We start from the raw sequence: 10,670 nt of genomic DNA on the forward strand, positions 1-10,670 counted from the left end.
GTGCCACCGTCCAGCGGCTGCCTGCCGTCCGGGCCGGTGATCACGCCGCCCGCCGCCTCGATGATCGGGATGAGTGCCACGATGTCGTAGGACTTCAGATCCGCCTCCACGACCAGGTCGACCCGGCCCGCGGCGAGCATGCAGTAGGCGTAGCAGTCGCCGCCGAAGCGCTGGAGGCGGACCCGGGAGCCGAGCTCGTCGTAGCGGCTGCGCACCTCGCCGTGGTCCCCGAACATCGACGGGTGGGTGGTGTACATGATCGCCTCGGACAGCTCGTCGCACCCCGAGACGTGGAGGTCGAACGCCTCCGGGCCGTCCGATCGGCGACGCACGGTGGCGCGTCCGTGGACCGCGGCGAAGGTCTCCCCCAACACCGGTTGGTCCATCCACCCGGCGACCGCCCGGCCGTCCTCCACCACCCCGACGAGGGTTCCCCACCCCGCCATCCCCGTGAGGAAGGCCTTGGTGCCGTCGATCGGGTCGAGGTACCAGGTGCGGGCGGCGTCGGCCGGGCCGGACTCGCCGTTCTCCTCCCCCACCACCCGGTCACCCGGCGCCATCGAGGAGATCCCGGCACGCAGCAGCGCCTCGATGTCGCGGTCGGCCTCGGTCACCGGGTCGTACCCCCGCTCACCGCCCTTGTCACCGGCGACCAACGCCTCGAGCTCGCCGTGGAAGTGTCGGCGGGCGATCCGGCCGGTGGCGGCGAGCAGCTCGTCGAGATGCTCGATCAGGTCGGGATCCAGGGGGCGGTCGGGCCTCGCAGTCATGGACCCATGGTGCATCACGGATGGAGAACCGGTCGCCCGGCACTCTAGGAAACTACTGTCCCCAACAAAATCCCTGCCAGGACTCACCATCCAGGATCAGTGACCGGTCTTCGACAACAGCCTCAAGAATTCGCATGATCGTGGCCAAGTTGTCGAGTGCCAGATGAAGATAACGAGACGAGGATAGTGCCGCGTCGGCGACATCTTCCAAACCCTCGGACCCCGAAATGAGCCCCCCTGCCGTGTCGGTGCCCGGAAGCGCCCCCTCGGCGAGAATCGCGGCCGCGACCTTCGGAGGTTGGACGAAACGCAACTGGTCGACGGTACCCGCAGCGCCAATCCGACGCTGACACTCAACCTCGATCGCACGTACCGCGAGCGCGCCCATTAGTCGGACCCTCCGTAGGACTGCACTTATCGCAGCCGCGGCCTCGATGTTCAGGAATGAGCTGACACTGTGCACGCCGACTTCGTCGCTGAAGCTGAACACCGGGTTCCCGGAGAAACACTTCAGGGCCGAACCGGCCGCATCGTCGAGGTTGGCGATTGCGGCGCGCCCAATTGCATCGACCGAGTGCGGTGGTCGCCGACTCACAGGCAACTGAAGGTGCCTGGCACCCACCTTCTCGTCGGGACCCCTGAGAATCCGATCCACGAGTTCCGACGACCCCTCGACTGTCCTTCTAAGCCTCCTACCTGCCATGACTACAGAAGCAGTCGAAAGAAAATTCCCGTTGATCAATGCGATGAGGTCGCCCGCAGCCCAACCCGAGACTGCCGACTCCCCGAGCGTTGCGTTCACCCACCATGCGGCTGGGACGACGTCACCACATCCGTAAGAGTCCCACCATGCACCTTCCGCGACGACCTCGTGACCGAATGAATCCAGGAGCGCGCGGAAGGTCTGACCCGAGATACCCGACCCCCCCTGCGCGAGTTGGTGGATCTTCACCGCGGAAATGGTCCGAAGCCATTCGGCCGACATGCTGCATCGACGGCCAATCAGATGCGAACGAAGAAGCAATCCCTGCGACTGTGCTGTGGATTCGACGGCATCGAGTTGACCGAGGAGAGTTGTGAAGCCATATATCTTGCCCAGGCTCCCTTCGTCTATGCCCTGGTCAATGGTTCCCCGCTCGGCGATGATCTGTGGCTCGGCCTCTGTCCAACTCCGGTCTATGGACCCGCTATCCACCGCATTGTTCACCAGAACCACCCTCGATTCAGGCATCAGATCTCCTCCTGACGAGCAAGACAACGGCGAGTAGAAGCAGCATCAGCGCGGTCGTCCCCCCCATGAGGATGTCGAGGTGCACGACCCTAGTCAGGTCCATAATCAACGACCTCTGCGCGTCTCCCGGATAGCCGTTCACATCGCCGCTGAACCCAGTCTGAACAACCGTGAGGACGGTCTGGAGAATCGTCAGCAGACCGATGACGAACAACACCATCTCGACGAGCTGTTGATAACCCTTGCTCCGTAACTGGGCGCGGAGTTCGAGAATGCGAGCCACCTCAGCAATGCGGGATTCGAGTCGGGACCGGTAACCCGCTCCTTCCCACGAATCCAGGATGCGACCAGCCACCCTGGCGGGAATTCCCTGAACTGTCGAGCTCAACTCGTCTCTGCAGAGGCCCTGAAAAGCCATCATCCGGCTCGCCTCAAGATCTTTCCGAATGCCCGTTGCCCGCCTGAGTCCGATCCGGTTGGCTGCGAGATCCTCCAGCAGATCACCCGACAACTGGTCCACCGCGAACAACTGCACCCACAGCGCCTGCGCTATGAGAACTCCTCTCTTCACTTCCTCTTCGTGATCCGCCCTACTGCGTAACACGACATTGTTTCCCCAACTGACGATCATCTTGGGGCGCCCATCATCCGTTCCATCATTCGCCGTCGCGAACACCTCTGTCGACATGTCCGCCAACCAGTTAGTGGGAGGTTCACCCTCGTCCGTCAGCAGAGTTCGGTTCACCCAAAGAATCTGCCCGGGGAACGCATCGACGCCATCGAGGAATTCGCACACGAGGCCGGTAATGCCGGTCTCAATGTCCTCGATCGAGAGCCGATCGCTTATCGACACAAGCTCCAATTCGGCGCTGAACAGCGTGACCCCAGCGATTTTCTCGACCCTCGCAGCACGGAAGGCACCCCGCATCATTACGCTATCCGGCACGACTGTGCCAACTTCTGTGACAGGCAACTCCGCCTCTACGACCGAGTCCAGGTAGCGGCACATGAACTGCCCCCTACTGGTAAGCCGAGGCCCGTCAAGCTCATCTTTCCAGGGGGGCCAAATGGCCCCGGGGTCTTCTACCGGAACAGCAGATGGCGCCACGACGAGGAAGCGAGAATGTGACCATGCCTGAGACATGTGTGCACAGTAGCGACTTCGACGCGTTTCTTGCGAAGCCCACATGGCAGGCGATCGGATCCAGGCACCCGAGGAGGATTTCGTGCACAGGAGACCGTTCACTATGTTGAGCGGCATTCCCCGTCGGGCAGCGCGTCTACCCCGGATGGCGCCGGACATGGCACGGCTTCCGGCCGGGAGGATCGTCACCCTCACCGACGACGTCACCACCAGGCTGTACGACACCGGCGAGGAGCACCTCACGCCGGTCGTCCTACTGCACGGCATGGCCGCCACGGGGATGCTCAACTGGTACCAGACCTTCCAACGCCTGCAGGGCGAGTACCGGCTCATCGCCTACGACCAGCGCCGCCACGGGATGGGACACGGCGGCCCGTTCGACTTCGGGGCCCTGGCCGAGGACGTGCTGCGGGTGTCCGACCACCTGGGGCTGGACAAGCCCGTGATCGGCGGATACTCGATGGGCGGCATCGTCGCCCAGCTCGCGGCCCGGCGCGACCCCTCCCGGCTCGGCGGACTGGTGCTGGCCGCCACCGGTACCGGCGCCCAGCGCAACGCACTGGAGAAGATCACGATGGGATCGTTGACCCGGGGCGCCCCCGTGCTCAACGCCGTACCCCTCGAGGTGTCCAGGGAGATCGACGACGAGGTGCCCAGTGCCTATACCTGGGCGATGCGGGAACTGTCCTCCGTGCCCCTCGCCACCCACAGGACCGTGATCAGCGAGGTGGCCCGGTTCAACTCCACGTCGTGGTTGCGCGAGCTGGACCTGCCGGTCGCGATCGTCAAGACCATGCGCGACATTGCCTTCCCCCGGTGGATCCAGGACGAGATGGCCGATCTGCTGCCGCACAGCGCGGTGTTCCCGATCAGCGCCGGTCACGCGGCGTGCGCGACCCACCCCGGGACGTTCGCGCGTCGGATGCGCACGGCTCTCGGCTGGGTGGTGTCCAACTCCCACTGAGGACGGACCGCGACCACCGGGGCGGCGGGCGGCGGGGGCTACAGCGCCGAATACCGCATCGCCGTGATGACAAAGACGACGATCGCGATCCCGCCGAGGATGACGCCGAACAGTCCCCGGCGCGGGTCCGGGTCCTCGTTGGTGAGCCATCCCGTGGGCCACCGCGCGAGCAACCCGAAGGCCACCGCCATCAGTGCGGCGAGGAACGCGATGATGTTGAGCAGAGGGACCCAGGACAGCGCCAGGGACCCCACCCCCAACACCAGCGCCCGGGTGCCCAGGTCCATGCCCTCGGACGATCTCTTCCTCGGCGAGGCGGCGTCGGAGCGGGGGCGCAGCGGCATGGGGCCAGCCTAACCGCGCCGCCCGGAAATCGTCTCAGCTCAGGAACTGACCGTCGACGAAGCCCGCCAGCAGTACGGCGAACCCGCCCATCTCCCCCACGATGAGTGCCACCATGCCGACGCGCAGCATGGACGAGGGGTGCTCGAACTGGTTGGTCGTGTCCTGCAGTGCGCCGTGGACGATGTAGCTGCCGATCGCCACCACGAAGAAGAACACGAGGACCCCTGCCGCCGTGAGGTTCACCCATGTGGGCCAGCTGCTCAGCTCCACGAACACGGCGATGAGCAGGATCGCGAACGAGTACAGCAGTGACGCCCGGTGCGCGATGTCGACGTAGGGGTGCGCGAGGTGGTCGGCGCTCGTGGCCATCTGCCGGTATTTCCACACCCCCAGCCCCAGGGCCAGCAGGAAGATCAGGCCGGCGGCGAGCAGGGTGAGCCGGGTGTCGAGGCCGAGATCGACCGTCGCCGCCGACAGGGTGGGGGAATTGAGCGGGTCCATGGGTCCTTCCGAGGGCGCCGGACGATACGGCTGTCTCCGTACGCTCCGACCCTAGGGCAGGGTCGGACACGCCACTGTGGTCACGTTGTCCGACGTTCACGGCTTCCGGGATTGTCGTGACGCCGGGCCACCTACGAGAATGCTGCGTATGCGACGACTCCGGGAACTCGCGGGACGGCCCGACGTCAGGACCGATCTGCTGCAGATCGTCAAGAGCGTGATCGCCGCCACGGCCGCGTGGTGGCTCTCGGCCCACGTCCTGGACTCGCCCCTGCCGTTCCTGGCGCCGTGGACGGCCCTGCTCACCGTGCACGCCACGGTCCACCGGTCGCTGTCCCGCGGGGTGCAGACGACGGTGGCGTCCGCGATCGGCGTCGGCCTGTCCTTCCTCATCGGGTTCTACCTCGGCGTGAGCGTGTGGACTTTCGCCCTGGCGATATTCGTGGGTCTGGCCGGGGCCCGGATCACCTGGATCCGGGACGAGGGGGTCGCGATCGCCACCACGGCGGTCTTCGTGCTCTCCAGCGGGTTCTCCGACCAGGAGCCCCTGCTCCTCGACCGCATCATCGAGGTCGTCGTCGGGGTGGGGATCGGTGTGCTGGTCAATCTGCTCATCATCCCTCCGATGCGGGACCAACAGGCGGCCAGCCACGTGGACCGCATCGACCGCCGGATCGGCGACATCCTCGTGAACATGTCCGACGAGTTCTCCACCTCCTGGGAGACCGACGCCGCCGACGGGTGGCGTCGCGAGATCGAGTCGGTGGCGGACGAGGTCGAGACCGCCTGGGGGACAGTGCACTTCGCCCGGGAGAGCCGGCGCTCGAACCCCCGCCTGGCCCGCGAGCGCCTCGGCCGTGCGCAGACGGGCCGGGACGTGGACTACGGGGAGATCCTGGGACGCATCGACGAGGCGGTCTCACATATGCGACACCTGATCAGGACTCTGCACGAGGCCACCTATTCCGATGGGCCGTGGGACGAGCGCTTCCGCAGCGAGTGGGCCGGGATCGCACGGGACGCCGGCCACGCGATAGCCGATCCCCACGCAGAGATAGACTCCATCCACGACCGGTTGATCGGGCTGACGCACGCCATGGCCGAGGACGACCGCTTGCCCCGGGACTCCTGGCCGGTCTACGGCTCGCTGTTGACCAGCATGTTCCACATCGCCGTGCTCATCGACGACGTCGCCTCGGCGCGGAGCGTGCGGTGACCCGCCCCACGCCCGGGTGCCCGGAGACCCTGACCCCGGGCGCCGGGGCCGACCTCCGTGGACAGAACTCCCAGCGCTCCCCCAGGCCGGCCTCTCACTGCTCGGCGTCCAACCGGGCGACCCTCCGGGCCCCGGCGAGTTGCCGGTAGGAGGACTCGACCAACTCGGCGACCTCGTCCCAGTCCACGGACCCGGGGTCCCCCGGACCGCCCCCTGCTCACACCGGTCCAGTGGCAGCGCCCGCCATCCCCGGACGCCGACGTAGGCGGGCACCACGATGCGCGGGTCCTGCTCGAGGGCCGGCAGGTCCTCGGGGTCCGGGAGGAACAGCAGGGCGCGGGCGAGCAGGGGATCCGCGTGGTCCCCCTTGACCGTTCCGCCGTAAGAGGCGAAGACCTTGGTGGTGTACCAGTTCGGCCGCCCGTGCGAGATCTTCTCCGCGGCGTCGGGGAGCGCCAGGCAGATCCGACGCAACCGGGCGAGCAGCGGATCGGAGTCGTCGAACATGATCGGGTGGCCCATGACTACAGCCTCACGTCGTTGTAGGCGCGCTCGTCCTCGATCGGCTCCAGGTGGGTGGTGATGTGGGAGTGCGGGAGCGCGGCGTGGATCTCCTGCTCGACCTTCTCCACCAGATCGTGACCCCGCTCGACACTCCAGTCGCCGGGGACGAGCGCGTGGAACTCGACGAACCGCCACCGGCCGGACTCGCGGGTCCGCAACTCGTGGAAGTCGACCCGACCCGGCTGCCGGTGCCTGTCCAGTACCTCCTGGATCGCCCTGTTGTCCTGCTCGGGGAGTGTCGCGTCCATCAGCCCCATCCCGGACTCGTGGACGAGCCTGTACCCGATGAACAGGATGTTCAGCCCCACCGCGATCGCGACGACCGGATCGAGGAACTCCCAGCCGGTGATCCACACCAGGGTCACCCCGACCACGACGCCGACCGAGGTCACGACGTCGGTGATCAGGTGTTTCCCGTCGGCTTTCAGGGTCGGCGACCGGTGTCGGACCCCGGCCCGGATGAGCAACGTCCCCACGATTCCGTTGATCACGGCCGCCACGACGGAGATCGCGAGGCCCAGTCCGAGGGACTCGATCGGCACGGGGTTGATGAGTCGCTCGACACCCGTGTAGAGGATGAAGGTCGCGGCCACGAAGATCATCGCGCCCTCGACCACGGCCGAGAAGTACTCGGCCTTGGAGTGGCCGTACTGGTGGTCGTCGTCGGCCGGGCGCTCGGCGACGGTGATGGCGATGAGCGCGACCACCGCGGCCACCAGGTTGACCACCGACTCGGCCGCGTCGGCGAGCAGCCCGACCGATCCGGTCACCCACCAGGCCACCATCTTGAGCGAGATGGTGACGATCGACGTGGCCACCGACAGCCACGCGAACTTCTTGAGAGTCGACACGTCATGTGAGCGTAGTCCGCTCGTGGGACGACGTCCCCCCTGCCGAACGCCGGATGTCGGTAGGGTCGTAGACATGCATGTAGGACTTGCCTGGCTCGCAGTTGCGGTGTTGCTCGCCGCCGGTGAGGCGGCGGGCGGGGAGTTGTTCCTGATCATGCTCGCCGGGGGTGCACTCGGCGGGGCCGCCGCGGCCGCGCTCGGCGCGCCGGTCTGGGGGCAGGCCCTGGCGTTCGCCCTCGTCTCGATCATCCTCGTCGCGGGGGTACGACCCCTCGTGCGCCGGCGCCTCCTGTCCGCGCTCCCCGAGCACGACACCAACACGGCCGCGCTGACCGGACGCGACGGCACCGTGGTCGAGGCGATCGGGCCGGCCGGCGGCCTGGTGCAGATCGCGGGGGATACCTGGACGGCGCGCCCGCTCATCGAGGGCGAGACGTTCGACGCGGGGGACAAGGTCCTCGTGCATGAGATCGAAGGGGCCACCGCGATCGTCGTGCGTGGCATCTAGAGAGCGCGAGTCCGACACACAGCCGACAGCACGACACAACAGGAGGAAACCATGGGTGGCTTGATCTTCCTTGCCGTCATCGTCATATTGATCGCCTCGGTGGTGGTGAGCTCGGTGAAGCTCATCCCGCAGGCGGAGGCCGCGGTCATCGAGCGGCTCGGCCGCTATCAGCGCACGGTGAGTGGTCAGCTCACCCTGATCATCCCGTTCATCGACCGGGTCCGCGCGAAGGTGGACCTGCGCGAGCGGGTGGTCACCTTCCCGCCCCAGTCCATGATCACCGAGGACAACCTCACGCTGAACATCGACACGGTCGTCTTCTTCCAGGTCACCGACCCCAAGGCCGCGGTCTACGAGATCAACAACTACATCGTCGCCGTCGAGCAGTTGGCCACCACCACGCTCCGCAACGTCGTCGGTGGGCTCACGCTCGAGCAGACGCTCACCAGCCGCGACATGATCAACAAGCAGCTCCGTGGGGTACTGGACTCCGAGACCGGCCGCTGGGGCCTGCGCGTGGCCCGTGTCGAGCTGCGGTCCATCGACCCGCCGCTGTCGATCCAGGAGTCGATGGAGAAGCAGATGAAGGCCGATCGCGAGAAGCGCGCGACGATCCTCACCGCCGAGGGGCAGCGCGAGGCCGCCATCACCACCGCCCAGGGCGCCAAGCAGGCCTCCATCCTCGACGCCGAGGGCAACAAGCAGGCCTCGATCCTCAACGCGGAGGCCGACCGGCAGTCGCGCATGCTCCGTGCCCAGGGTGAGCGGGCCGCCCGCTACCTCGTGGCGGAGGGCCAGGCGGCCGCCATCGCCCGCGTCAACGCGGCCGTCAAGGCCTCCAAGCCCACGCCGGAGATGCTGGCCTACCAGTACGTCCAGAACCTGCCGGAGATGGCCAAGGGCGACGCGGCCACGATGTGGATGATCCCCTCGCAGTTCGGGGACTCGTTGGAGAACTTCGCCAAGGCCGTGGCCAAGAAGGACGACGACGGGGTGTTCCGCTACGAGCCGCCCGCCACCGATGACGACGCGGATCTGCCGTCGGCCCCCGAGCACTGGTTCGACACCTCGACGGACCCGGAGATCGCCCGGTCCGTCGCGGCCGCCGAGGCCGCCGCGGAGGGGGCGTCGTCGTCCGCGACCGCCACGGAGAAGCCGAAGTCCAAGCCCAAGCCCGGGGTCTTCGACATGGTCCCCTCGTCCGAGGGCGGGATCGCCCCGGACGACACCCCCGCCCTCTCGGGCCCGCAGGGGGCACAGCCGGGGCAGCCCGCCGGCATCGACCCCGGCGTGGATCTCGAGCAGGGCCTGCAGCAGGGCGCATACCCGGTCGACGAGGCCGGCCGGGACCGTCCCTGACCCGATCCGGCCGGGTCGCGGGCGCCGCCACGACCACTGGAAGTAACATGCCCGTGTGGCACGTAACAGTGGACGCGGTGGCGCCCAGCCACCCGATGCCGAGGACATCCGTCTGATCGAGGCGGCGGCCTCGGTGTTCGCGGAACGCGGTATCAAGGGCGCGAGCACCGACGACATCGCCAGAGCGGCCGGGGTGACGCGGGTGACGTTGTACCGCAGGCTCGGTCCGCGCGAGCAGATCCTCCGCGCGCTGTACGCCCATGAGGCGCAGCGACTGATGATGTCGGTCAACGCGCGGTTCACCCCGTTCGAGTCCCTCGAGTGGGATCCGGTCCGGCATGTCGAGGACCTGCTCGTCGGTACGGTCTTCGACATCCGTAGGAGCGAACTGCTCCAGCGCCTGGTCGAGGTGGACAAGGTCGAGGCCATGGCGATGCTCGCCGGTCAGTCCGACTCGGTTCTGGGCGCGATCACCGGGATCGTCGCGGAGTTCATCCGGAGCACCTGGAACGCCGACGTCCACACCCGACCGATGGACGCGGACGAGTTCGACACGCTGTCCCGCGAGGTCGGCAGTGTCGTGGGCCGCTTCCTGCACTCCATCGCCGTGATGCCGGACGGCCCGCCCGTCCTGGAGACCGAGGACGAGATCCGGGCGCTGGCGCGGCGGGTGCTGGTCCCGATGATCCTGCAGCGCTGAGGCAGTGCCTCAGAGCGCCGCGGGCACCTTCTCCCCGCCCAGTTCATGGGCCAGCGCGGCCCTGAGCCCGGGGTAGCGGAACGGGTGGTCGACCGCGCGCAGGAGCGCCGGGTCGACCCTCTGGTCGGCCAGCACCAGCTCGTCCGCCCCGCGGCTGCCCAGGACCAGGCCGGGCGCGAAACCGGGGACCGGGACCACGGTCGGACGGTGGAGCACCGAGCCCAGGACGCGGGTGAACCGCGCGTTGGTGACCGGTTCCGGAGCGACGGCGTTGACGGTTCCGGTCAGCGACGGGTCGACGACGGCACGGAGGTAGATGTCCGTGAGGTCGTCGAGTGCGATCCAGGACATCCACTGCCTGCCCGACCCCAGTCGCCCACCCAGGCCCGTCCGGGTGATCGCGGCCAGCGGGGGCAGCATCCCGCCCGCTCCGGACAGGACGAGCCCGGTGCGCATGGTCACCACCCGGGCGCGCGAGCTGCGGGCGGGCTCGCAGGCGGCCTCCCACTCGGCCACG

At 67.6% G+C, this 10,670-nt stretch carries 12 protein-coding genes; 5 read left to right on the top strand and 7 right to left on the bottom strand.

Annotated elements, in window-relative coordinates:
- The 3 genes from G6018_RS01165 to G6018_RS01175 all read right to left on the bottom strand — a co-directional run.
- A partial coding sequence (locus G6018_RS01165; protein WP_182638514.1) for an inositol monophosphatase family protein occupies positions 1–770 on the bottom strand: 770 nt, incomplete at its 3' end.
- A 52-nt stretch (positions 771–822) separates the two neighbouring features.
- Positions 823–2,001, bottom strand: coding sequence for an aromatic amino acid lyase (locus tag G6018_RS01170; RefSeq protein ID WP_182638515.1), 1,179 nt, complete (start codon positions 1,999–2,001; stop codon positions 823–825).
- Positions 1,994–3,010 (bottom strand): hypothetical protein, encoded by a 1,017-nt coding sequence (locus tag G6018_RS01175; RefSeq protein WP_182638516.1) that lies wholly within the window; start codon positions 3,008–3,010, stop codon positions 1,994–1,996. Before G6018_RS01175 ends, G6018_RS01170 begins: the two co-directional genes overlap by 8 nt.
- Positions 3,011–3,302: 292 nt before the next feature.
- On the opposite strand from G6018_RS01175, the gene G6018_RS01180 reads away from it, so the two are divergent.
- The gene (locus G6018_RS01180; RefSeq protein WP_182638517.1) at positions 3,303–4,109 is read left to right on the top strand and encodes an alpha/beta hydrolase; all 807 of its coding nucleotides are present in this window, start codon (positions 3,303–3,305) and stop codon (positions 4,107–4,109) included.
- A 38-nt stretch (positions 4,110–4,147) separates the two neighbouring features.
- On the opposite strand, the gene G6018_RS01185 is transcribed toward G6018_RS01180, so the two are convergent.
- Positions 4,148–4,453 carry a hypothetical protein gene (locus tag G6018_RS01185; protein ID WP_182638518.1) on the bottom strand — a complete coding sequence of 102 codons (306 nt, stop codon included), beginning with the start codon at positions 4,451–4,453 and terminating at the stop codon, positions 4,148–4,150.
- Between the two features lie 34 nt (positions 4,454–4,487).
- Positions 4,488–4,955 (bottom strand): hypothetical protein, encoded by a 468-nt coding sequence (locus G6018_RS01190; RefSeq protein ID WP_182638519.1) that lies wholly within the window; start codon positions 4,953–4,955, stop codon positions 4,488–4,490.
- Between the two features lie 148 nt (positions 4,956–5,103).
- Between G6018_RS01190 and G6018_RS01195 the strand changes: the two genes are divergently transcribed.
- A complete protein-coding gene (locus tag G6018_RS01195) occupies positions 5,104–6,171 on the top strand; it encodes an aromatic acid exporter family protein (protein ID WP_182638520.1) in 1,068 nt (355 codons plus the stop codon).
- 524 nt (positions 6,172–6,695) lie between these two features.
- On the opposite strand, the gene G6018_RS01205 is transcribed toward G6018_RS01195, so the two are convergent.
- Positions 6,696–7,586, bottom strand: a complete 891-nt coding sequence (locus G6018_RS01205; protein ID WP_179523645.1) for a cation diffusion facilitator family transporter — start codon at positions 7,584–7,586, stop codon at positions 6,696–6,698.
- A 73-nt stretch (positions 7,587–7,659) separates the two neighbouring features.
- On the opposite strand from G6018_RS01205, the gene G6018_RS01210 reads away from it, so the two are divergent.
- Genes G6018_RS01210 through G6018_RS01220 form a run of 3 tightly spaced genes read left to right on the top strand, consistent with a single transcriptional unit; the run spans position 7,660 to position 10,153 of the window.
- Entirely contained in the window at positions 7,660–8,094 is a 435-nt protein-coding gene (locus tag G6018_RS01210; RefSeq protein ID WP_179523646.1) for an NfeD family protein, read from the top strand.
- 51 nt (positions 8,095–8,145) lie between these two features.
- Entirely contained in the window at positions 8,146–9,453 is a 1,308-nt protein-coding gene (locus tag G6018_RS01215; RefSeq protein ID WP_179523647.1) for an SPFH domain-containing protein, read from the top strand.
- A gap of 55 nt (positions 9,454–9,508) precedes the next feature.
- On the top strand, positions 9,509–10,153 hold the full coding sequence (locus tag G6018_RS01220; protein ID WP_179523648.1) for a TetR/AcrR family transcriptional regulator: 645 nt from the start codon (positions 9,509–9,511) through the stop codon (positions 10,151–10,153).
- Positions 10,154–10,162: 9 nt separating this feature from the next.
- Here G6018_RS01220 and G6018_RS01225 read toward each other — a convergent pair.
- Positions 10,163–10,670 (bottom strand): DUF1731 domain-containing protein (locus G6018_RS01225; protein ID WP_182638521.1); only part of this gene is annotated, 508 nt, incomplete at its 5' end.

It is taken from the genome of Dietzia sp. DQ11-44 (assembly GCF_014145205.1).
Taxonomy (GTDB): Bacteria; Actinomycetota; Actinomycetes; order Mycobacteriales; family Mycobacteriaceae; genus Dietzia; species Dietzia natronolimnaea.

Excerpts from the sequence above, each read along its gene's own strand:
- G6018_RS01170 (WP_182638515.1), bottom strand. The coding sequence starts at position 2,001 with ATGCCTGAATCGAGGGTGGTTCTGGTGAACAATGCGGTGGATAGCGGG.
- G6018_RS01175 (WP_182638516.1), bottom strand. The coding sequence starts at position 3,010 with ATGTGCCGCTACCTGGACTCGGTCGTAGAGGCGGAGTTGCCTGTCACA.
- G6018_RS01180 (WP_182638517.1), top strand. The coding sequence starts at position 3,303 with ATGGCACGGCTTCCGGCCGGGAGGATCGTCACCCTCACCGACGACGTC.
- G6018_RS01185 (WP_182638518.1), bottom strand. The coding sequence starts at position 4,453 with ATGCCGCTGCGCCCCCGCTCCGACGCCGCCTCGCCGAGGAAGAGATCG.
- G6018_RS01190 (WP_182638519.1), bottom strand. The coding sequence starts at position 4,955 with ATGGACCCGCTCAATTCCCCCACCCTGTCGGCGGCGACGGTCGATCTC.
- G6018_RS01195 (WP_182638520.1), top strand. The coding sequence starts at position 5,104 with ATGCGACGACTCCGGGAACTCGCGGGACGGCCCGACGTCAGGACCGAT.
- G6018_RS01210 (WP_179523646.1), top strand. The coding sequence starts at position 7,660 with ATGCATGTAGGACTTGCCTGGCTCGCAGTTGCGGTGTTGCTCGCCGCC.
- G6018_RS01215 (WP_179523647.1), top strand. The coding sequence starts at position 8,146 with ATGGGTGGCTTGATCTTCCTTGCCGTCATCGTCATATTGATCGCCTCG.